This window comes from Polaromonas sp. P4_H1 (assembly GCF_056400945.1).
The window spans coordinates 66,411-87,640 of record NZ_JBFUKG010000003.1 but is presented as its reverse complement, the minus strand read 5'-3'; the positions used below and the strand labels follow the sequence as shown (position 1 = coordinate 87,640).

23 protein-coding genes and 2 pseudogenes are annotated in these 21,230 nt (G+C 63.9%); 15 read left to right on the top strand and 10 right to left on the bottom strand.

Features of this window, described 5'->3' with window-relative positions; all coding sequences use genetic code 11:
- Positions 1-26: 26 nt before the first annotated feature.
- Positions 27-500 carry an EVE domain-containing protein gene (locus AC1DS5_RS05820; protein WP_477717311.1) on the bottom strand — a complete coding sequence of 158 codons (474 nt, stop codon included), beginning with the start codon at positions 498-500 and terminating at the stop codon, positions 27-29.
- 88 nt (positions 501-588) lie between these two features.
- Between AC1DS5_RS05820 and AC1DS5_RS05815 the strand changes: the two are divergent.
- Positions 589-738: pseudogene (locus AC1DS5_RS05815) on the top strand (ketopantoate reductase family protein); the annotation flags it as partial.
- Between the two features lie 141 nt (positions 739-879).
- Here AC1DS5_RS05815 and AC1DS5_RS05810 read toward each other — a convergent pair.
- From AC1DS5_RS05810 to AC1DS5_RS05795, 4 genes are all read right to left on the bottom strand, one after another.
- The gene (locus AC1DS5_RS05810) at positions 880-1,593 is read right to left on the bottom strand and encodes a YebC/PmpR family DNA-binding transcriptional regulator (protein WP_011483840.1); all 714 of its coding nucleotides are present in this window, start codon (positions 1,591-1,593) and stop codon (positions 880-882) included.
- 147 nt (positions 1,594-1,740) lie between these two features.
- Positions 1,741-2,205, bottom strand: coding sequence for an EVE domain-containing protein (locus AC1DS5_RS05805; RefSeq protein ID WP_477717310.1), 465 nt, complete (start codon positions 2,203-2,205; stop codon positions 1,741-1,743).
- A gap of 115 nt (positions 2,206-2,320) precedes the next feature.
- A complete protein-coding gene (locus tag AC1DS5_RS05800) occupies positions 2,321-2,596 on the bottom strand; it encodes a YkvA family protein (RefSeq protein ID WP_477717309.1) in 276 nt (91 codons plus the stop codon).
- Positions 2,597-2,759: 163 nt separating this feature from the next.
- Positions 2,760-4,226 (bottom strand): RNB domain-containing ribonuclease, encoded by a 1,467-nt coding sequence (locus AC1DS5_RS05795; protein ID WP_477717308.1) that lies wholly within the window; start codon positions 4,224-4,226, stop codon positions 2,760-2,762.
- A gap of 254 nt (positions 4,227-4,480) precedes the next feature.
- On the opposite strand from AC1DS5_RS05795, the gene AC1DS5_RS05790 reads away from it, so the two are divergent.
- The gene (locus AC1DS5_RS05790) at positions 4,481-4,939 is read left to right on the top strand and encodes a carboxymuconolactone decarboxylase family protein (RefSeq protein WP_477717307.1); all 459 of its coding nucleotides are present in this window, start codon (positions 4,481-4,483) and stop codon (positions 4,937-4,939) included.
- Positions 4,940-5,047: 108 nt separating this feature from the next.
- Positions 5,048-5,452: a cupin domain-containing protein gene (locus AC1DS5_RS05785; protein ID WP_477717306.1), complete on the top strand. Its 405-nt coding sequence runs from the start codon at positions 5,048-5,050 to the stop codon at positions 5,450-5,452.
- A 97-nt stretch (positions 5,453-5,549) separates the two neighbouring features.
- Here the strand turns inward: AC1DS5_RS05785 and AC1DS5_RS05780 are convergent, their stop codons facing one another.
- From AC1DS5_RS05780 to AC1DS5_RS05770, 3 genes are all read right to left on the bottom strand, one after another.
- Positions 5,550-6,530 (bottom strand): NADPH:quinone reductase, encoded by a 981-nt coding sequence (locus AC1DS5_RS05780; protein WP_477717305.1) that lies wholly within the window; start codon positions 6,528-6,530, stop codon positions 5,550-5,552.
- Positions 6,531-6,637: 107 nt separating this feature from the next.
- Positions 6,638-7,048, bottom strand: coding sequence for a ribonuclease catalytic domain-containing protein (locus AC1DS5_RS05775; RefSeq protein WP_477717304.1), 411 nt, complete (start codon positions 7,046-7,048; stop codon positions 6,638-6,640).
- Between the two features lie 151 nt (positions 7,049-7,199).
- Positions 7,200-8,372, bottom strand: coding sequence for a citrate synthase (locus tag AC1DS5_RS05770; protein WP_477717303.1), 1,173 nt, complete (start codon positions 8,370-8,372; stop codon positions 7,200-7,202).
- A gap of 141 nt (positions 8,373-8,513) precedes the next feature.
- On the opposite strand from AC1DS5_RS05770, the gene AC1DS5_RS05765 reads away from it, so the two are divergent.
- From AC1DS5_RS05765 to AC1DS5_RS05745, 5 genes are all read left to right on the top strand, one after another.
- Positions 8,514-9,467: a 2-hydroxyacid dehydrogenase gene (locus tag AC1DS5_RS05765; RefSeq protein ID WP_477717302.1), complete on the top strand. Its 954-nt coding sequence runs from the start codon at positions 8,514-8,516 to the stop codon at positions 9,465-9,467.
- A 46-nt stretch (positions 9,468-9,513) separates the two neighbouring features.
- On the top strand, positions 9,514-10,500 hold the full coding sequence (locus tag AC1DS5_RS05760; RefSeq protein ID WP_477717301.1) for a Bug family tripartite tricarboxylate transporter substrate binding protein: 987 nt from the start codon (positions 9,514-9,516) through the stop codon (positions 10,498-10,500).
- 5 nt (positions 10,501-10,505) lie between these two features.
- Positions 10,506-11,234: a fumarylacetoacetate hydrolase family protein gene (locus AC1DS5_RS05755; RefSeq protein WP_477717300.1), complete on the top strand. Its 729-nt coding sequence runs from the start codon at positions 10,506-10,508 to the stop codon at positions 11,232-11,234.
- Positions 11,231-11,995, top strand: a complete 765-nt coding sequence (locus tag AC1DS5_RS05750) for an SDR family oxidoreductase (protein WP_477717299.1) — start codon at positions 11,231-11,233, stop codon at positions 11,993-11,995. Before AC1DS5_RS05755 ends, AC1DS5_RS05750 begins: the two co-directional genes overlap by 4 nt.
- Before the next feature lie 90 nt (positions 11,996-12,085).
- Positions 12,086-13,060, top strand: a complete 975-nt coding sequence (locus AC1DS5_RS05745) for a Bug family tripartite tricarboxylate transporter substrate binding protein (protein WP_477717298.1) — start codon at positions 12,086-12,088, stop codon at positions 13,058-13,060.
- Between the two features lie 487 nt (positions 13,061-13,547).
- Here the strand turns inward: AC1DS5_RS05745 and AC1DS5_RS05740 are convergent.
- A pseudogene (locus AC1DS5_RS05740) lies at positions 13,548-13,961 on the bottom strand (amidohydrolase family protein); the annotation flags it as partial.
- Positions 13,962-14,046: 85 nt separating this feature from the next.
- On the opposite strand from AC1DS5_RS05740, the gene AC1DS5_RS05735 reads away from it, so the two are divergent.
- The 7 genes from AC1DS5_RS05735 to AC1DS5_RS05705 all read left to right on the top strand — a co-directional run bounded on the left by AC1DS5_RS05735 (position 14,047) and on the right by AC1DS5_RS05705 (position 19,952).
- Complete coding sequence (locus tag AC1DS5_RS05735) at positions 14,047-14,667, top strand: glycine zipper 2TM domain-containing protein (protein WP_477717297.1); 621 nt, start codon at positions 14,047-14,049, stop codon at positions 14,665-14,667.
- A 7-nt stretch (positions 14,668-14,674) separates the two neighbouring features.
- Positions 14,675-14,911, top strand: a complete 237-nt coding sequence (locus AC1DS5_RS05730) for a PepSY domain-containing protein (protein ID WP_477717296.1) — start codon at positions 14,675-14,677, stop codon at positions 14,909-14,911.
- Positions 14,912-15,097: 186 nt separating this feature from the next.
- Complete coding sequence (locus tag AC1DS5_RS05725) at positions 15,098-15,769, top strand: response regulator transcription factor (protein ID WP_477717295.1); 672 nt, start codon at positions 15,098-15,100, stop codon at positions 15,767-15,769.
- Positions 15,766-17,097, top strand: coding sequence for an ATP-binding protein (locus AC1DS5_RS05720; protein ID WP_477717294.1), 1,332 nt, complete (start codon positions 15,766-15,768; stop codon positions 17,095-17,097). The genes AC1DS5_RS05725 and AC1DS5_RS05720 overlap by 4 nt, the downstream gene beginning before the upstream one ends.
- Before the next feature lie 266 nt (positions 17,098-17,363).
- Positions 17,364-17,747 (top strand): MerR family transcriptional regulator, encoded by a 384-nt coding sequence (locus tag AC1DS5_RS05715; RefSeq protein WP_477717293.1) that lies wholly within the window; start codon positions 17,364-17,366, stop codon positions 17,745-17,747.
- A gap of 60 nt (positions 17,748-17,807) precedes the next feature.
- Positions 17,808-18,803: an aldo/keto reductase gene (locus tag AC1DS5_RS05710; protein WP_477717292.1), complete on the top strand. Its 996-nt coding sequence runs from the start codon at positions 17,808-17,810 to the stop codon at positions 18,801-18,803.
- A gap of 147 nt (positions 18,804-18,950) precedes the next feature.
- Positions 18,951-19,952 carry a nucleotidyltransferase family protein gene (locus AC1DS5_RS05705; RefSeq protein WP_477717291.1) on the top strand — a complete coding sequence of 334 codons (1,002 nt, stop codon included), beginning with the start codon at positions 18,951-18,953 and terminating at the stop codon, positions 19,950-19,952.
- On the opposite strand, the gene AC1DS5_RS05700 is transcribed toward AC1DS5_RS05705, so the two are convergent.
- Positions 19,936-21,213 (bottom strand): amidohydrolase family protein, encoded by a 1,278-nt coding sequence (locus tag AC1DS5_RS05700; RefSeq protein ID WP_477717290.1) that lies wholly within the window; start codon positions 21,211-21,213, stop codon positions 19,936-19,938. The genes AC1DS5_RS05705 and AC1DS5_RS05700 overlap by 17 nt on opposite strands.
- Positions 21,214-21,230: the final 17 nt, after the last annotated feature.

Sequence of the window (21,230 nt, the reverse complement as noted above, 5' to 3'; positions counted from 1 at the left end):
GATTGGAGAAGTCTCCGTTAGTCGCTTCAACGTGCTGAGCCGTCCAACAGTTCTGAAATAACCCGCCAGTGCTGCGGCTCGACTGGCGTGATCGACAAGCGGTTGCCCTTGCGCAGCACCACCAGATCCTCAAGGGCGTCATTCGCGCGCAGCTCGGGCAGGGTGAGTTTGCGGGTCTTGTGCAGCATCTGCACATCCACCAACAGCCAGCGTGGTTCGTCTGGCTTTGATTTAGCGTCGTAATAAGGCGACTTCGGGTCGAACTGGGTCGGGTCAGGGTAGGGCGTGGACGCTACCTGTGCAATGCCGACGATGCCGGGCTCGGCACAACTGGAGTGGTAGAACAGCACGCCATCGCCCACGCGCATCCCGTCACGCATGAAGTTGCGCGCCTGGTAGTTGCGTACGCCGACCCAGGGCACTGTGGCCTTGGGGGCAGCCAGCGCATCGTCCACCGAGCATTCCTCGGGTTCGGATTTCATGAGCCAATAGCTTGTCATGGGGTTTGCCTTGGTGGGTCATTTTGGGAAGGAGTTGAGCTTAGCGGACGAACGAGGCAAAGAAAAGCTACCTTCCGGACGGTGACCGGGGGGGCGTGGCGAGATCGACTACCTCAATGGCCTGATCGTGCAGCGCGGCGAGGCGCTGGGCGTTGCCACGCCGGCGAACCGGGTGTTGTGGGCCTTGGTGAAGCTGCTGGAAGGCAAGCAATCCGCCGCGGGGTCACCCGCTCGTTAGTGCAGTGCCGATCATCTCCTTCCCCCGCTGGGAGAAGGCCGGGATGGGGGCTCACGGCGTAGGCGTCGGGCAACCATGCTGACTCGGTCGCCGCTGGCCCCCACCCCAACCCTCCCCCGGAAGGGGAGCGAGCTTCAGAGCTTAGCCCGCCAGGCCCACAAACACGTTCTGCACATCGTCGTTCGCGTCGATGGCGGCCAGGAAGGCTTCGACTTCTTCCAGGTGTGCGGGGTCAAGGCTCGCGGGGTCAATCGGGTTCTTGGGTTTGTAGCCCAGCTTGGCGGAAATGACCGTGAAGCCCTGGGCGGGCAGGGCGCGGCTCACCAGATCGAGATCGGTGGGGGCGGTCAGGAACAGCGTGGTGCCCTCCTCGTGGCCCGGCTCAAAGTCCTCGGCGCCCGCTTCAATGGCCGCCACTTCGGGGTCGCTGCCCGCAACCACGGGCTCGGCCTCGATCATGCCCACATGGTCAAAATCCCAGGCCACCGAGCCGGAAGCGCCCAGGTGACCCTTGCGAAACAGTACACGCATTTCAGGCGCGGTGCGCTTGACGTTGTCGGTCAGGCATTCCACCATCACCGGCACCTGATGCGGCGCAAAGCCTTCGTACATCACGTGCTCGAAATGCACCGCCTCGCCCGTGAGCCCCGCGCCTTTCTTGATGGCCCGCTCCAGCGTGTCCTTGGGCATGGACACCTTGCGTGCCTGCTCCACGACCAGGCGCAGACGCGAATTGGAGGCCGGGTCGGCCCCGCCGCGCGCGGCGACCATGATGTCCTTGGCCAATCGTCCGAACAGCTTGCCCCGGGCATCGGCGGCCTGCGCCTTGCCTTTTGCTTTCCACTGTGCACCCATGATTCATGTTCCTTAAAGTTGTAGCGTCTTCGACGTGTATTTAGTATTTATATAGATATAGGGGCTGGCCAGGAATGCATCATTCATCTGCGTCTTCGCGTCCCCGCACCCACCGAAGCAAAGGTCATCCGCAGCTTGCTTTTAGCGCTACGGGATGCCCAGCAGTTTACAGATGACCCGCCAGTGCTTCGGCTCAACCGGCGTGATCGACAGGCGGTTCCCCCTGCGCAGCACCACCAGGTCTGCAAGGGCGTCATTGGCGCGCAGCTCGGGCAGGGTGAGGTTGCGCGTCTTGTGCAGCACCTGCACATCCACCAGCAGCCAGCGCGGCTCCTCTGGCTTTGACTTGGCGTCGTAGTAAGGCGACTTCGGGTCAAACTGCGTCGGGTCAGGGTAGGGCGTGGACGCCACCTGCGCAATGCCGACGATGCCGGGTTCGGCACAACTCGAGTGGTAGAACAGCACGCCGTCGCCGACGCGCATCCCGTCGCGCATGAAGTTGCGCGTCTGGTAGTTGCGCACGCCGACCCAGGGGATCGTGGCCTTGGGGGCCACCAGCGCATCGTCCACCGAGCATTCCTCGGGTTCGGATTTCATTAGCCAGTAGTTCATGGTTTGATGAGGTGTCAAGGCTTCACGATCTGCACGGATAAGGGCGCCACCCCTACGCATCAGTGGCGCGGCGGGGGCGTTTCAGCCCCCAGCTTAGCCGAACACCGGCCCGGTGTCAGCCGGTGCGGCGCCTTGCCGCTGCCTGGGCAATATCCGGCGGCAGGCGCCTGAGCATCCAGCGGATCGCCAGCGGCACCAGCACCAGGTCATCAACCGCGCCAATCACGGGCAGCACATCCGGGATGAGATCAATGGGCGAGAAGAGGTACAGCACTATCAGCGCGGTGCCCAGCTTCAGCCAGCCCGGTGCGTCGGGGTGGCGCAGCGCAAACCACAGCTGCCGCGCGTCGCCGCGCAGCACGGCCCACAGCAGGGTCAGGCGTTTCAACATGACAACTCCTCGATGACCGGCCCCGGCGGGCCGTGTTCAGCCTGGTTGGTGTTGCATGCTTGACGGATAGCGTGCAACACCACACTAGATGGCGCCGGCCGTGCCCGCTGCAAGGGCTTGTTCACCGGGCGTTACATTCCGCTCATCGAGCCGTGTGCGGAGCTCAAGCGTGTTCGAAATCGATATAGCTTTTTTCTGCATCCACCGCCACCAGCCTGACGCGCACCGTGTCGCCCACGTCCAGCCCTTCAAAACCGCGCACCACCCGGCCTTCCAGCATGGGGCTGCTAATGCGCACGTAGGTACCTTTGGCCGCGGCGCCGGTGACGATGGCGTCGAAGACCTCGCCAATGCGCCGCTGCAGCAGCCAGGCCCCTGCGGCCTTCAGCACCTGGCGCTCGACCTTGCTGGCGTTGTCTTCCTGCAGCGTGCAATGCCGGGCGATCCCGGTGAGCTGTTCGGCCGAATAGGGCGGCGCCTCGCCCGCGAGGGAGGCCTTCAACAGGCGCTGCGTCACCAGGTCGGGAAAGCGCCGGTTGGGCGCGGTGGAATGTGCGTAGTCGTTCACCGCGAGCCCGAAGTGCCCCAATCCGTTGGCCTCCGCTGTACCGGTGGTAGCGGGTGCGGCCGCGTACTCGCCCGAGCCCAGCATCTTCACCACCGCCAGCGACAGATCGGCGAAACCGGCTGGGTCGGCCAGGCGTCGCGTGCACAGGAAGCGGTCGAGCGCCAGAGCATCGGGCGCCGCGGGCAGCTGCACCCCATGGCTAGAGGCCAGCGCGACGATGCGGTCCCAACGGCGCGGCGCCTGCAGCAAGCGGCGCAGCGAGGGGAAGCCCTTGTCGACCAGAAAGCGGGCCGTCGCGCCGTTGGCCGCAATCATGAGGTCGGCGATCAGGTCCTTGGCGCGGTTTTTCTCGTCGGGGCGCAGGTCCGTCAGTTGCCCGTTCTTGAACACCGGGCGGGCGGACACCGTGTTGACATTCAGCGCGCCGCGCGTCTGGCGCCATTGCCGCAGCTGGCCGGCCAGTGCGTCGTGCAAACGCACCTGGTCCTCCAGTCCCGGGACGCTGGCGATCTGCGGCGGTGGCGGCCCCACATCGTCGAGCCACGCCGAGACGGCGTCGTAGGTGAGCTTGGCGCGATTGAGCACCGCCGCCCGGTAGATGTTTGATTCGGACACCGTGCCGTCTGCCGCTACCTGCATGTCGACCACCACCGCCAGGCGCTCCTGGCCTTCGTGCAGCGAGGTGAGGTCGGTAGACAGGACCTCCGGCAGCATCGGGAACACGCCCGCCGCCGTGTACACCGAGGTGGTGTTGACGGCCGCATGGCCATCCACCGCGCCGCCGGGCCGCACCATGGCATCGACATCGGCCACGGCCACCCGCAGGCGCGTGCTGCCAGCGGCCAGCGGCTCGGCCACGCTCAGCTGGTCGAGGTCGCGCGTGTCGTCGTTGTCAATCGAGAACCAGGTCAGATGGCGCAGGTCGTGGATGGTGCCATTGCGTTCAGGGCCCGTCCGGCGCGCGGCTTCGGCCTCTTGCAAGGCCTGCGGCGCAAAGGCGGGCAGCAAACCTCGGGAGCGCATCGCCTCGACGGCGATTCGGTGCAGATTGATGGTGTCCATAAGGTGCCAGTGGGTGATTTGTAGCAATGTACCCGCTGGTGATGACCGGGACGGCGTTGTCGGGGCCAGCGCACCTCGACAAGCTCGCGCAATCAGTTGCCACCCCTGAACTCACCCCTGAACCGCTGAAAAAGTTTTAAAAAAGCTGCTGAAATTGCAATAAGCAGGGCAGCTTCTGTCACAAAACGGCACCGCCAGCCGTCTTGTAGGTATGTGCATCTCAATTCCGAGTCACTTAAACCCGAAGGAAACACATGACCGAAGCTCGACTCCCCTGGACCCAACTCGCACCCAAGGCCTACCAGGCCATGGCCAGCGTGGGAGCCGCAACCGCCACCTCAACCATGGGCATGCCCCTCATCGAACTGGTGAAGACCCGTGTGTCGCAAATCAACGGCTGCGCCTTTTGCGTCGATATGCATGTGCGCGATCTGCGCAAGCACGGGGAAACCTGGCTACGCATCAACAGCCTCTCGACCTGGCGCGAAGTCGGCTTTTACAGCGAGCGCGAGCGCGCCGCATTGGCCTGGGCCGAAACCATGACCCGGCTCGCCGACGAGCATGGCGACCACGACACCGCCTTCGCGGCGCTGCAGGGCCAGTTCAGTGAACAGGAAATTGTCGATCTCACCTGGGTTGTCGCGCAGATCAACGCCTGGAACCGCATGGCGGTGGGCATGCGGCAACCGCCGTCCGGCAAGCCGCTGGAGTGACCGGAATCCCTTGAGCCGCAACCGGCATCTGCAATTCACCCCCGTCGGGAGCGGGCTCGCGTGCATGCGCGTGGGCCCGGTCTCGCCAACAAACTTGAAGAGTCATCCATGAAAAAAATCTGCATCCCCCTGTTTCTGGCAACAAGCGCGCTGTTCGCCCAGCCAGCCTTGGCCAGCGGCATCGAGGGCGTCAGCGTCACGCCGCTCATGTCCAAAGACCTTTCCGACCTGCCCGGCAAGGAAGGCCTGGTCATCACCGTGGACTACGCACCCGGCGCTGCCGACCCTGTGCACCGCCACCGCGCACACGGTTTTATCTACGTGCTCGAAGGCTCCATCGTGATGCAGGTCAAGGGCGGGAAAGAAGTCACGTTGACACCTGGGCAGACTTTTTATGAAGGCCCCAACGACATTCACACCGTTGGCCGCAACGCCAGCACCACCCAGCCCGCAAAGTTCCTGGTGATGCTGATCAAAAAGAAGAAGGCCGAGGTCCTGGAACTCGTGAAGTGAAGTGACGTGAAGTGAGTTGAGCAGGGCCGGAAAATCGGGCTCAAAAAAGCGGTACGGGGTCCGGATTTTTGGTCACCAAACCTGAACCGCCTGGCGGTCAAGGCAAGTCCAGGACAACGTTGCCCACCACCTTCCCGCCTTCAACGGCCTCGTGCGCGCCAGCAATATCGTCCAATGCAAAGCGGGCGCCTACCGTGTGCAATAGCCGCCCCTTGGCCAGCAAGTCGGTCAGGTTTTTGATCGCCATCTGCCGGTCGACCGGGGTGAGGTCATAGACCAGAAAGAATCGCAAGCTGATCGAGCTGAACAGCAAAGTGCGAAACGGAACCGGCGCGTCGCCATACGCATTCGAGCCATAGCAAACGAGCGTGCCATGAGGCGCGAGCGCGCCGTCGGGCAGTAACTGTAGGGTGGACGAGAAATCCATGTCGACGATGGCGTCCACGCCGCGGCCGGCAGTGAGCTCCTTCACCCGCTGCGCGACAGGCTCGGTCTTGTAGTTGATCGTCGCTTTGACGCCGGCATCCAGCGCGTGCTTTGCTTTCTCTACCGACCCGACGGTGCCTATCACCTCCGCACCGCCAATGACTGCCAGCTGCGCAGCATAGTGACCAACCGCAGACGACGCGCCGATCACCAATACGGTTTTTCCGGAGATGTCGCCCAGCAGGTGGATCGCCTGACAGGCGGTCATCGCCGGGATGCCGAGGCAGGCGGCAGCCGCAAAATCCGTCGTGACCGGCAGCCTCACGGCCTGCGCCTCGGGCAGCGCAATGTATTCAGCGGCGGTGCCCATCGGTCGCTGCCATTGCCCATTCCAGATCCAGACGCGTTCGCCAACTCGGCTGGACGACACACCGTCGCCCACCATGTCAATCACGCCGGCGCCGTCGCTGTGCGGCACGATGCGCTCGGTGCCCAGCGGCCGGCCAAGCCTTGACTTGACATCCGAGGGGTTGACGCCCGACGTCGCAAGTTTGACGCGAACTTCTCCCGGTGCGGGCATCGGCGTTGGCAGTTCGCCAACCACCAGGACCTCACGGGCCACACCGTTTTTTGAATACCAGGCAGAACGCATGATGACTTTGTCCTAATTTGTTGTCTTCATAAGCACAGATTGATTGAAGAGAAAGCCGCTAAAAGCCAAATTGAGGATACAAGAAAATATGGGAACTGGGTATCGCCTCATTGGGGGTTGGTTGCGACTGTCAGGGTAGGGCGTGGACGCCACCTGCGCAATGCCACCATCGCCAGGCGTTCCTGCCCTTCGTGCAGCGAGGTGAGGTCGGTGGACAGGACCTCCGGCAGCATCGGGAACACGCCGGCCACCGTGTACACCGACGTGGTGTTGACGGCCGCATGGCCATCCACCGCGCCGCCGGGCCTCACCATGGCATCGACATCGGCCACGGCCACCCGCAGGCGCGTGCAGCCAGCAGCCAGCGGCTCGGCCACGCTTAGCTGGTCGAGGTCGCGCATGTCGTCGTTGTCAATCGAGAACCAGGTCAGATGGCGCAGGTCGTGGATGGTGCCATTGCGTTCAGGGCCCGTTCGGCGCGATTTGTTTCTTGCCCAGTGCGACACCGAAAGTCCCAACGTATCATCTCCGGCACCCAGAACCTGAACGATGCCGCAATCCGACTGATCGCCATGATCGCCATGATCGCCATGATCGCGAAGGTGCTGACCGTGGGTTCTCGCTTTTTGGTCGTAACCATCCGCCAGAAGCTCGAACCACGCAGAACCCCTAGTTGCGGGCGCTCTGCGCCATGTCAGGCATCTGGCCCACATAGCGGCCCCGTGGGCGGATCACTTGCGCCACGCCCAATTGTTCCAGGCTGTGCGCCAACAGTCCCACGCTACGCGCCGTTGCGAACAGGCCAAAGGCCGCATCGGCGGGCAGTCGATGATGCGCAACCAGGGCCGCCAAGGCTACGTCTATGTTGGGCTGCAAACCGGTCAGCATGGTCACCTTTTCTATGAAGCGCGCGATCACGTCCGGGGGCTCGAACAACGCCAGCAAGGTGGCTGCGCGCGGATCACCGTCGGGATAGAGGTGGTGGCCAAAACCTGCCAGAGGCAGGCCGGTCGACAGGTAGTGGGCGAGCACCTGGTCCTCCCCTAGCCGTTCCACTTCGCTGAACAGCGCCTGAACTCGGCCTGAGGCATCGCCATGCAAGGGCCCCGAGAGGGTGGTCAATCCAGCCAGGAGGCAAGCCGGCAACGAGGCACCTGTCGAGGCCGCAATGCGTGCGACAAACGCTGAACTTGTCAACTCGTGGTCGACCAGCAAGACCATGGCCGTTCGCAACAAATCGGCCACCTGCGTCGATTGCTTCCACGCTTGCGCAAAGCGCAGATGCAGCGGTTGGCTCCCGTGCCGGGCACCGAACGCATTGGCCAGCTGACCCACCAGACTCTGGCCCTCGCTGTGCAGCACCCGGGTCAAACGTCCACGGGTCGAATGCCCGGTGGCGGCCAAACTGGCCAAGGCCGTGAAAGCAGCGACTCGCCCAGGCGGGCCCGAGTGCATCTGCGCAGATGCCGCAGAGGACGAAAAGTCGAGGGGTAGCTCGGCGGCCCACAACAGTTGAGCCACGTCTTCCAGGTTGGCCGACCGGGCCAGGTTCACCGCATCCTGGCCCCGGTAATACGGGCGCCCGCGAAAGAACGCGCACAGGGCCGTAGGGATGCTGGGCTCCGAGCCGAAGAGCGTGTTGGCGGCCAGGGTTTCATGTTTGCGGCCGGCCTGTTTGCGTTTGGCCAGGCCGGCAACATCCTCGGCGCGGTAAAGGCTACGGCGCGTATCGGCCGGATCGGGCATGACCTCCAGCTTGCCGCGGCTCACGTAGGCGTAAACCGTTTGAGGTCGCACACCAAGTAGGTGGCACGCCTCATTCATCGAAATCCAGGAAGCCATGGTCGAGCTTAAGAAATTTATATATATTGATTTTATACATCAATATTGACCAATTTATCAATCATTTACTAACATGCCCACATCTTTGAAAAAGCACCTTGAACACATGGGCCTCGTCTGCCCCCACTTGAATGAATTGACATGAAACCTCAGCTCCTCCAGCTCAATCCCATCCTGATCCCTGCGATCAACGACAAGCTCGCATCGCTCTACACCGTCCACAAATTCTTCGAGGTGACGGACCAGCAGGCCTGGCTGCGTGAACATGGCGCATCCATCGCCGCCGTGATCACCGGCGGGCACACCGGCATTTCGCAAGCGATGCTGGAGCAGTTGCCTGGCCTCAAGGTGGTGGCCGTCAATGGCGTCGGCACCGATGCGGTGGATCTGGCCTACTGCCGAGGCCGTGGCCTGCCCGTCACCGCAACCCTGGGTGCGCTGACCGAAGACGTCGCCGATCTGGCCATTGGCTTGCTGATCGCTGCCTGCCGAAACCTGTGTGCCGGCGACCGCTTCGTGCGCGACGGCCAGTGGGAACTTCGCCCCCAGCCCAGCGCCATCCCTCTTGCTCGCCGGTTCAGCGGTATGCGCGTTGGTATCGTCGGTATGGGTCGGGTTGGCCGCGCCGTCGCGGTTCGGGCGGCGGCCTTTGGCTGCCCGATCAGCTATACCGACCTGCGCCCCATGGACGACATAGCGCACCGGTTTGTGACTAACCTGGTGGACCTCGCGTATGACTCCGACGCGTTGGTGCTGTGCGCGGCGGCAGACACCGCCGAAGGCATCGTCGACGCGGCCGTGCTCGAAGCGCTCGGCCCACGCGGCTTCCTGGTCAACGTCGCCCGCGGCCGCCTGGTCAATGAGGCCGACCTGACAGAGGCGCTGGCGGCCGGCCGCATCGCCGGTGCGGGCCTGGACGTGTTCGTTGACGAACCCCGCGTTCCCCTGGCGCTGCGCCAGTCCGACAGCGTGACCCTGCAGGCGCACCGCGCCAGTGCCACCTGGGAGACCCGGACCGCCATGGGCGAGATGGTGCTGGCCAGCATCGCGCAGGCCCTGGCCGGCGAGCGCCCGGCGATGAGCCTGACCACCTGAGCTGGCAAAAAAAAAGAACACCACAGAACACCCAGGAGACAAATCCATGCATTTCCCCCGGTTCAGCCGATACTTCCCGCTCAGCCTGGCCATCGCCCTCGGCCTGATGGTGGCCGCGCCCGCCTTCGCGCAGGCCTACCCTTCCCGGCTGGTGACGCTGGTGGTGCCTTTCCCGCCCGGCGGCGGCACCGACACGGGCGCGCGCATCATCGCCGAGCAACTGGGCAGGCGCTGGGGGCAAACCGTCGTCATCGAGAACAAGGGCGGCGCAGCGGGGCAGATCGGCGCAGACCTGGTCGCCAAGGCCAAGCCGGACGGCTACACCCTGCTGCTGGGCAACATTGGCACGCAGGCGATCAATCCATCGCTGTATCCCAAGATGCCCTACAACCCGGACACGGCGTTTGCGCCCATCTCGCTGCTGGCCGAGCTGCCGCTGGCCATGATGGTCAACCCGGCCGTCCCGGCGAACACGGCCGCCGAATTCATCACCCTGGCCAAGTCCCGGCCGGGGCAGCTCAGCTACAGCAGCGCGGGGGCCGGCGGGGCACCGCACCTGGTGGCCGAGATGTTCAAGGAGCAGACCGGCTGCTTCATCCTGCATGTGCCTTACCGGGGCGGCGGTCCGGCCATCGCCGATCTGCTCGCCGGCCATGTGCAGTTGTCCTTCATGACGGTGCTGGAAGCGTCCGCGCATATCAAGGCCGGCAAGCTGCGCGCCCTGGCCGTGACCGCTGACAAGCGCGTGTCGGCGCTGTCCGACGTGCCCACGCTGTCGGAAACCGTGCTCCCCGGCTTCAATGCCATCTCGTGGCTGGGCTTGCTGGCCCCCGCCGGCACGCCACCGGCCATCGTGGACAAGATCGCGGCCGACGTTCGCAGCATCCTGGCGGACGAAGCGGTCAAGGCGCGCTTCGTGTCGCTGGGCGGCGTGCCGCGCGCGACCACCCCGCAGGAATTCACCCAGCTGATCGCAGAAGACAGGCGGCGCTACGCCCAGATCATTCGCAGCCGAAAAATCTCCACGGAATGAGCGCCATGACGGAGCTTGTTTTCCCCGCGCCTGCGCCGACGACCCTGGCCGTGACTGGCAGCACGGCGGTTTTTCCGGTGGGCCGCGTGTTTTGCATCGGCCGCAACTACCGCTGGCGTCAGGACGAGGCCACGCCCCTGGAGATGCCCGCCTGGTTCATGAAGCCCGCCAACGCGGTGGTGCCTGCGCACGGCGTCCTGCCTTACCCACCGGAGACAGACGACTTTTGCCATGAGATCGAGCTGGTCGTGGCCATCGGCCGTGGCGGCCGGAACATCGCCCCGGCCGATGTGGAGCCGCATCACATCTGGGGCTATGCCGCCGGGCTCGATCTCACGCGGCGCGACCTGCAGCAGCAAGCCAAGCGTGCCGGTGGCCCTTGGGAGGCCGCCAAAGCCTTCGACCACTCGGCCCCCTGCACACCCCTGGTACCGGCTGCGGCTTGCGGCCATCCGAGGCAGGGGAGCGTGTGGCTAACGGTCAACGGCATCGAACGGCAGCGCGCCGACCTGTCCGGCCTCTTGTGGCCGGTGCCCGAACTGGTGGCGATGCTGTCGCGGTCGGTGACGCTCGCGCCCGGCGACCTGATCTACACCGGCACACCCGCGGGCGTGGGCCCACTGCAACCTGGCGATGTTGTCCAGGGCGACGTGGCGGGCATCGGCCAGTTTTCCATGACCGTGGGCAGCACCAGCCCCGGAGATTCAACACCCATGACAGGAGACTCCCTTTGAACACCACCACCCCCAAGAAGATCGCGCTGGTCACAGGTGCAGGCAGCGGTATCGGCCGCGCCGCGGCCCTTGGCCTGCTTAACGACGGCTGGAGCGTCGTCCTGGCCGGCCGCCGTGCCGAGCCCTTGCAGGCGTTGGTGGCCGAGGCCCAAACGCGTGGCCAGACGGCGATGGCCGTGCCCACTGATGTGAGCGACCCGGTCAGCGTGGAGGCGCTGTTCGCCGCCATCGAGCACCGCTTCGGCCGACTCGATCTGCTGTTCAACAATGCCGGCGTGAACGCCCCGGCGGTGCCGATGGACGAGTTGCCGCTGGACAAATGGTTCAGCGTGATCAACACCAACGTGACCGGCGTGTTCCTGTGCGCGCGCGCCGCTTTCGGGCTGATGCGCCGCCAGTCGCCGCAGGGCGGACGAATCATCAACAATGGCTCGATCTCGGCGCACACGCCGCGCCCCTTCACCGCGCCCTACACCGTCAGCAAGCACGCGGTGACGGGCCTGACCAAGGCCGTGGCACTGGACGGGCGAGCCTTCAACATCGTGGCCAGCCAGATCGACATCGGCAATGCGCTGACCGAACTGTCCGAGCGCATGACCCGCGGCGTTTTGCAGGCCAACGGCACGGTCGCGCCTGAACCCATGATGGACGCCAACCACGTGGCCAACGCAGTGCGTCACATCGCCGCGCTGCCGCTGGACGCCAACGTGTTGAACATGACCATCATGGCCAGCGCCATGCCCTACGTCGGGCGCGGCTGAGAGCCAGGTGCAGAGCGTGTAGCGCGAAGGTATTTCATTGATTCCGCCGGCGCTTGATGACGATTGACCCAACCACAAAAGGAGACTTTCATGCAACTCACATCCCTGTTAAAAATCCTTGCCGTCTCGGCATCCCTGACCGTGGTTCCGACCCTGGCATCGGCCCAGGCCTATCCGACCCGCACCATCAAGATCATCGTGCCCGCCCCGCCGGGCGGCGCGATCGACACCATTGCCCGCGTCGTTGGAGACAAGATCGGGGCGGCTATGGGTCAGCCGGTGATCATCGAAAACAAGCCTGGCGCATCCAACAACCTCGGCACGGATGTCCTGGCCAAATCAGCACCCGATGGCTACACGATCGGCATCGTGGGCGGCAGCCACAACACCAACAAGTTCCTGTTCAAAAACCTGGGCTGGGACCCGGAAAAAAGCTTCGAGCCCATCATCTACACCCACGAGGTCCCTCTGGTGTTCGCCATCTACCCGCAGATTCCCGCCAAGACACTGCCCGAGTTCGTGGCCTGGATGAAAGCCAATCCAGACCAGGCTAAGGTAGCCACCTCTGGCCGCGGCAGTGCACAGGAAATGGCGGCCGAGATGTTTCGCATGGCGAGCGGTGCGCCCATGCTGCTGGTCCCCTACAAGGGCTCTTCCGCCGCCCACCCGGATCTGCTGGCCGGGCGCACCGCGCTCTACATCGACACGATCAGCGCCATCCAGTCGCAGGTAAAAGCCGGCAACGTACGAGCCGTTGCGGTGTCAACCCAGAAGCGAAGCATGTCTCTGCCGGACGTGCCGACCGCGAACGAACAGGGGCTCAAAGGCTATGATGCCAACACGAATGGAGGGTTCCTGGCGCCGGCCGGAACACCCAAGGCGATTGTCGCCAAGCTCAATGCCGAGATCAACGCAGCGCTGAAGCTGCCTGACGTGCGAGCCAAGCTGGAGGCTGCGGGTATCGAGATCCAGGGCGGAACGCCGCAGGAGTACGCCGCGGTGATCAAGTCCGACCTCGCCAAGTGGGGCAAGGTCGTCAAGGAGGCGGGCATCCAGCCGGAGTGAGTCAGGGGCTATGGCCGGATTCTGTCCAAGGCGACTCGACGCACCATGTGTTGGCGATGACCGTTTGGACGAGACGGCGCCATCGCAGATTGGCCAGGCTGGTCACCTCAAAGGAGTGAGCGTGTAACCGTCAGCTCAAAGACGCTCAACAGTGCCATGGCATGTATAGGCAAAATCGCGGAACAGAAGACGCCGTTCATGCCAGCCATTGTTGGTGCACCGGCCCGGACTTTTCGCGGGCTACGCAGAGCTGGTTAGAACTGGTGTTAGAGCTGAGTATCGGCTTTGGCCAACTCCCGGCTGCTTCCGTCGACGCAATCATCGCCACATTGCTGGCGGCCAGCCTGTAAATGCGACCGTCCAGTTTGGAGCGAGCAGTTCCGACAGGCAAAAGTCAGCAGTCAGTCCTGACCTTCCCCCTGGTGCAAACGCGCAAATGACTGGAGCCGCCCAAAGCAGCCGTTACGACTCATCCTGTTAGGCATTCTCATTGATGTGAGAAACCAACCTCGTTCGGACGTCCTGCCAACTGCAACCTAGCCACCACCTCCGCCGTCTCCGCCACCAGCTTCCCCTTCCTCCAGACATTCAACCGGATCGCTTCAACAGGGTCCCGCGCCTGCAAGAGCACAAAGCTCGCATCGCATCCCACTTCCAGCCCATAGCCCTGCAGGTGCATCACCTTCGCGGCATTGGTCGTCACAGCGTCGAAGCATTGGCGGATGCCTTTCTGGCTCGTCATCCGCGCCACATGCAGGCCCGTGTGCGCCACTTCCAGCATGTCGCCCGAGCCCATGCCGTACCGCGGGTCCATTACGCAGTCCTGGCCGAAGGCGACGTTGACGCCTGCGGCCATCAGCTCGGGCACGCAGGTCATGCCGCGGCGCTTGGGGTAGGCGTCGCGAAGAACCTTTATTGATTTCGTTCAGCTTGCGTTCACCTAGCCCTTTGTAAGCTGTGCTCCATATCAACCAAGGAGCCTCTTCATGAAACGTTCTGCCATTCTTTGCCTGACCACGCTGCTGGCAGCGGGCGCCCAAGCCCAGACCTTCAACGACACTGCCCGCGTGCGCAATGTCAACCCCCAATACGAGAACGTCTCCGTGCCGCGCAACGAGTGCACCAGCCAGTGGGTGACCGAGCAGCAACCCGTGGCCGCTTCGCGCAATTACGGCGGGCTGGCGGTTGGCGGTGTGGCCGGCGCCGTGCTGGGCAACCAGGTCGGCAAGGGCCACGGCCGCGAAGCCGCTACCGCGCTCGGTGCCGTGGTCGGCGCGCTGGCCGGCGAGCACTTTGCCAACCAGAACGGTTGGGGTGGTGGCTACCAGCAGGCATCCCAGCCGCAGCAGCGCCAGGTGCAAACCTGCAACACTGTCAACGACGTGCAGTCCCGCCTCACGGGCTACCAGGTCGAGTACGAGTACCACGGTCAGGTCTACAGCACGGTGACCCGCGAGAAGCCGGGCCGCACCTTGCCTGTGCGCGTTTCGGTGGCCCCGGTGGAGCCGGTGGCGTCGGTGGGGCGCGAGTCCCAGGGCGCAAGCGAATACCAGGGCAGGCGCGATGACCGTGGCGGTCGCGAGTACTATGGTGCTTACAACCGATGAACGCACGATGAACGCATTTGCCAAACTGCTCTGCGCCACCTTGCTGGTGGCATCCAGCCTGGCCTGGGCCGACCTGAGCCGTGACGACGCGGCCGCGGCGGCCCAGCGGGCCAGTGGCGGCCGCGTGCTGTCCGTCGAAAAGTCCGAGTCTTCGGGCCGGCCGGTATGGCGCGTCAAGGTGGTCACGCCGGCTGGTGAGGTCCGCGTGATCCAGGTGGACGTCGCCACCGGCCAGGTTCGATAGTGTGGTGTTGCACGCTATCTGGCACATAAAAATGCGTCTTTTCGGCCATGGCGGCGTTGCAAATCCGCGCGATACCTACGGGTATCGCTGTGGTTTGCGCCTTGCCCTGACCAAAAATCCATCATTTTTATTTGTGCCATCAAGCATGCAACACCACACTAGGGCCGCCTGCGGCAGCTTTAACCCATGCGCTTGTTACTGATCGAGGACGATGCCGCGCTGCGGCTCACCCTGGCCCGCCAGCTGGAGGCCGATGGCTACCGGGTCGACCAGGCCAAGGACGGCGAAGAGGGCCTGTTCCTGGCGCGCGAGTACCCGGTTGACCTGGTCATCGTCGACCTGGGGCTGCCCAAGCTGAGCGGGCTGACCATCGTGCAGCGCCTGCGCCAGGAGGGGCGTGCCATACCCATCCTGATCCTCACCGCACGCGGCAGCTGGCAAGACAAAGTGGTGGGGCTGGAGGCCGGGGCCGACGACTACCTGGTCAAGCCTTTCGAATACCCGGAGCTGGCGGCGCGGCTCAAGGCCTTGCTGCGGCGCTCGCTCAAGACGGCCTCTGACGTGCTGACGCTCGGCCCCCTCAGCATCGACCTGTCGGCGCAGGCGGTGCGGCTCAATGGCGCGGTGCTGGAGCTCACGGCGTTCGAGTACCGCCTGCTCGAGTATCTGGTGCGCCAGCGCCCGGGCATCGTCACCAAGCAGGCGCTGTCGGACTACCTGTACCCGCACGGGGAAGACCGCGACAGCAACGTGCTGGAGGTGTTGGTGGGTCGGCTGCGGCGCAAACTCGACCCGGACGGCAGCCTCGGCCCCATCGACACCGTGCGGGGGCGGGGCTACAGGTTCACCCTGGAATGAAGGCCGGCTACTCCATCCGCGCCCGCCTGCTTCTGGGGGCTGCGCTGGTGCTGCTGGCCTTCATGGCCGGTGCGGGGCTGGCGGTGCAGCGTGCCCATGAGGACAGTGTGCGCACCGTCCACTTTGGCCGGCTGCAGAGCACCGTCTACCTGCTGCTGGCAGCTGCCGAACTTGATGCCGGCGGTGCGCTGGTGATGCCGCCCGAGTTTGCGGAGCCGCGCCTCTCGCTGCCGGGGTCTGGCCTGTACGCCGGTATCTACAACGTGTTGCGGGGGGATCAGTGGCAGTCAGCCTCGACCCTGGGCTTTCCGCCGCCGTTCCGGCGCAGCCTGCAACCCGGTCAATGGCGCAACGAGACGGTGGATGGGGCCGGTGGGTCCTTCCTGTCGGTCAGCTATGCCGTCACCTGGAAGGCCTCCGCGCGTGAGGCACCGCTGGTGCTCACGGTGCTGGAAGACCGCGCGGCCTTCGACCGCGAGGTTGGCGCCTTTACCCGCACCCTGTGGCTCTGGCTGGGCGGCGCCGCCGTGCTGCTGTTGCTGGCCCAGCTGTGGCTGTTGCGGTGGGGCTTGGCACCGCTGCGGCGCGTGGCCAGCGAGATCCGGCGCATCGAAGAGGGTGAGCAATCGCGCATCGAGGGCCGCTACCCCACCGAAATCTCGGGCCTCACGGACAACCTGAACACCCTGATCCAGCAGGAGCGCGAGCGCCAGACCCGGCATCGCGACGCGCTGAGCTTTCTGGCCCACAGCTTGAAGACTCCGCTGGCCGTGCTGCGCAGCGCCCTGGCCGAGCCGGCGCAACTACCAGCAACGGTGGCCCAGCAGGTGAGCCGCATGGACGACATCGTGCAGCACCAGCTGGGGCGCGCCATTGCGGGGGGCGCCGCGCGCTTTGCGCCGCCGCTTCTGGTGGCGCCGATCCTGGAGCGCATTCGCGACGCGCTGGCCAAGGTCTATGCCGAAAGGGCGTTGGACTTCAGCGTCGAGTGCCCGCCCGACCTGGCCTGGCGCATCGACGAGGGCGACTTGTTCGAGATGCTGGGCAACCTGCTGGACAACGCGGCCAAGTGGGCGCGCAGCCGCATCATGGTGCGGGTGTGGCGCGAAGCAGGGCGCCTGTGCATCCGCATCGAGGACGATGGCCCCGGGTTCAGCGACACGGAGTCCGCCCTGCGGCTCCACGTGCGGGGAGACGAGCGCGTGCCCGGGCACGGCGTCGGGCTGGCCGTGGTGAGCGACCTGGTGGCCAGTCACCAGGGGGAACTCAAGCTCACACGCGGCTCGATGGGCGGCGGGCGGGTCGACATCGTGTTGCCGGTGGCTTGAGAACCTGAGAAGCATGCTCTTCAAGGTGAAAGCTGGAAGTTCTTAACTTACCTTGAAGAAGGCGGTCTTGGCGGGTCGGTTGGCGACGGTCAAGCTCGCCACCATCTCTGCCGTTTCGGCCACATGCAGGCCCATGTGTGCCACCTCCGGCATGTAGTCGCAGCACGCCGCATCACAGGTCCATCCAAACCGCCCCTCGCGCCATGTATCCAGGCAGAAAAATAATGGCTTGACTTCGAGTGCACTCGAAGTTTTACAGTAACGGCATGAGCACATCTCTGAGCATCGCCGAGGCCGCCAAGGCCACCGGCTTAACTGCCTACACCCTGCGCTACTACGAGCAGATCGGCCTGATTGCGCCCGTGGACCGCCGCGGCGGCGCGCGCCGCTACAGCGACACTGACATGCGCTGGCTGGAGTTCCTGGTGCGCCTGCGTGCCACCGGCATGTCCATGCGCGACATGCAGCGTTACGCGCAGCTGCTGCGCCAGGGGCAGGCGCCCCACAGCCTGGCCGAGCGGCAAACCCTGCTGGAAGAGCATGCCCGGCGGGTCGAGGAAGACATGCGCGCGCTCGGTGAAACGCTTCAATACATCCGCAAGAAGATTCGCATCTACCAGGAGCTGCGAACAATGCCCAAACGTGCCTGAAACGCTGGCCCTTCCCATTTTTTTGACATTCCCCAACTCAATATTTTCAGAAGGAACACCATGAAAACCCGCACCCTCGGCCGCAACGGCCCCGCCATTTCCGCCATCGGCCTCGGCTGCATGGGCATGAGCGACTTCTACAGCAACCGCGACGATGCGGAGTCCGTCGCCACCATTCACCACGCACTGGACCAGGGCCTCAATTTCCTCGACACCTCCGACGTCTATGGGCCGCACACCAACGAACTGCTCATCGGCAAGGCCATTGCCGGACGCCGCAAGGATGTGTTTCTGGCGACCAAGTTCGGCATGTCGCGCGACCCGGCCAACGAGGCGGCGCGGGGGGTCAATGGCCGCCCCGAATATGTCAAGGCCAGTTGCGACGCCAGCCTCAAGCGCCTGGGCATTGAGCAGATTGACCTCTATTACCAGCACCGCGTCGACAAGACCGTGCCGATCGAAGACACCGTGGGCGCGATGGCTGAACTGGTGCAGGCCGGAAAGGTGCGCTATCTTGGCCTTTCCGAGGCATCGGCTGCCACTATCGAGCGTGCCTGCAAGGTGCATGCCATCGCCGCCTTGCAAAGCGAGTATTCGCTGTGGACGCGCGACCCGGAAGTAACCGGCACATTGGCCGCTTGCCGCAAGCATGGGGTGAGCCTGGTAGCTTATTCGCCGCTCGGCCGTGGCTTCCTCACCGGCGCGTTCTCAAAGCCGGAGGATATTCCTGCCGACGACTACCGTCGCCGTTTTTCGCCGCGTTTCCAGAGTGAAAACTTCAACCGCAATCTCGAGCTGGTGGAAAAGGTGAAGCAACTGGCCGGGGCCAAGGGCACGACGGCGTCACAAGTGGCTTTGGCCTGGGTGCTGGCTCAAGGCGAGGACATCATTCCCATCCCCGGCACAAAGCGGCGCACGTATCTTGACCAGAATATCGCCGCTCTCGACCTTGAACTGAGCAAGGCAGAACTGGCCGAGCTGGACCAGGCATTTCCGCCCGATGCCGCTGCGGGCCTGCGTTACCCGGAATCGTTTATCGGCTCAGTCAACGCCTAGTTGTAGTGGCAGTGGCGTGGCCGAAGGCGAAGGTGACGCCCGTAGTCAGATTTCTTCAATGTAAAAGTGTAATTTAATGAATTTAGCTTGAAGTTTAAGACTCTTCAAGGTAAATTGGAAGAATCAATATTTACATTGAAGACGCCCTTGAATTCCTTTTATGAGCTGAACGAGCAGCAAAAACGGCAACTCATCGATGCCGAGATGCTTTTCTCCGCGCTGGAGCAGGCGGAGGCGGAGGCTATTCGCCACAGGGGCTCGATGTTCTGGCGGGAGCAGGATGGCGGCCGCTACCTTATTTCGCTCTCGGCTCACTCCAGGCAGCGGTCTCACGGACCCGCTTCACCCGAGAACGAGTTGAAGTATGAACGGTTCACCACAAGAAAAGCCGAGGTTGAGGCTCGGCTAAAGACTCTGCGGGAAAAGGCGGAGGAATACAGGCGCATGAACAAGGCGCTGCGTCTGGGGCGAACGCCGGACATCCTGATTGAGGTGCTCAACGCGATGATGCGCTACGGGGTGGCTGAGCATTTTCTGGTGGTGGGAACCCACGCGCTGTTTGCCTACGAGACCGCCGCGGGTGTGCGTTTCCCAAGCGATGTGATGGCCACCCAGGACGCTGACCTGCTCTTCGACACCGTCAGGAGAGCGGCCTTTATGGAAGTGATGAAGGACCGCAAGATGTCCTTCCTCGGCATCCTGAAGAAGGTCGACAAGACCTTTGAGCGTGATGAACTGGACAACTCCACCGCGCGCAACGCCTCAGGCTACGAGATTGACCTGATTCGCCGATTTCCGCCGGATCCGGAAGACATGACGGAACACCCGCTTCAGCTGACACCCGACGAAGGGGATCTGTGGCCTGTTCGCGCCTCCATGGGGCAAAAGCTGTTGTCTGTGCCCCGTTTCGATCAGGTTGTGGTCGGCGTGAATGGCGCCATGGCGCGCATGCGCACTGTGCATCCACTGGACTTTGCCCGGATCAAGCGCGAGCTTTCCAAAGATATCCATCGCGAGCCCCTCAAGAAGTCCAAGGACCTGGCGCAGGCGGACATGGTGGAGACGCTGGTTCGGGAGTACCTGCCGCACCTGGCCAAAGATCTGGCCAACAAAGCCCCGGGCAGCGAAGACACTACCGGGAAGGCATAAAGCTGGTTGCTGGTGATCGCAGTGTCATCCGCAACTGCGCCGTGGCCGCTGGCGTCTCGGCCAGCAGCGTTCCCTTCTTCCATACCTTCAATCGATTCGCCCGCAGCCGAATCGCCTCAATCGCGTCCCGCGCCTGCAGCAGCACAAAACTCGCATCGCAGCCCACCTCCAGCCCATAGCCTTGCAGGTGCATTACCTTGGCCGCATTGGTCGTCACCGCGTCGAAGCATTGGCGAATGCCTTTCTGGCTGGTCATCTGCGCCACATGCAGGCCCATGTGCGCCACCTCCAGCATGTCACCGCTGCCCATGCCGTACCACGGGTCCATCACGCAGTCGTGGCCGAAGGCAACGTTGACGCCTGCGGCCATCAGTTCGGGCACGCGGGTCATGCCTCGGCGCTTGGGGTAGGTGTCGTGGCGGCCTTGCAGGGTGATGTTGATGAGCGGGTTGGCGATGACGCTGACCTCAGACTCGGCTATCAACGGAATCAACTTGCTGACGTAGTAGTTGTCCATGCTGTGCATTGACGTGCAATGCGAGCCGTTGACGCGGCCTTGCAGGCCCAGGCGCTGGGTTTCAAAGGCCAGCGTTTCGATGTGGCGCGACAGCGGGTCGTCGGACTCGTCGCAATGCATGTCTGTCAGCAGGCCGCGCTCGGCGGCGATTTCGCAGAGCAGCTTCACGCTCGCCGCCCCGTCGGCCATGGTCCGTTCGAAGTGGGGGATGCCGCCGACCACGTCGACGCCCTTGTCCAGCGCGCGCTTGAGGTTTTCAACACCGCCTTGGGTGCGCAGCACGCCGTCTTGCGGGAAGGCGACCAGTTGCAGGTCGATGTAGGGCGCGACCTGTTTCTTGACTTCCAGCAGCGCGTCCACAGCCAGCAGGCTGGGGTCGCTGGTGTCCACATGGCTGCGAATGGCCAGCAGGCCCTTGGCGACGGCCCAGTCGCAGTAGGTGAGGGCGCGTTCAATGATGGCGTCGGCCGTCAGCGTGGGTTTCAGCTCGCCCCACACGGCGATGCCTTCGAGCAAGGTGCCGCTCTCGTTGACACGCGGCAGGCCGTAGCTGAGGGTGGCGTCCATGTGGAAGTGCGGGTCCACAAAATGCGGGCTGAGCAGGTAGCCGCCTGCGTCTACCGTTTCATGGGCGGGGGCGCTGAGGCCAGGCTCCACCGCGGTGATGCGGCCGCCCTGCACGGCAACAGACATGCTGGTTCGGCCGTCCGGCAGCGTCGCGTTGGTGATCAGTAAATCGAGCATGAAACCCCCGAGGATGG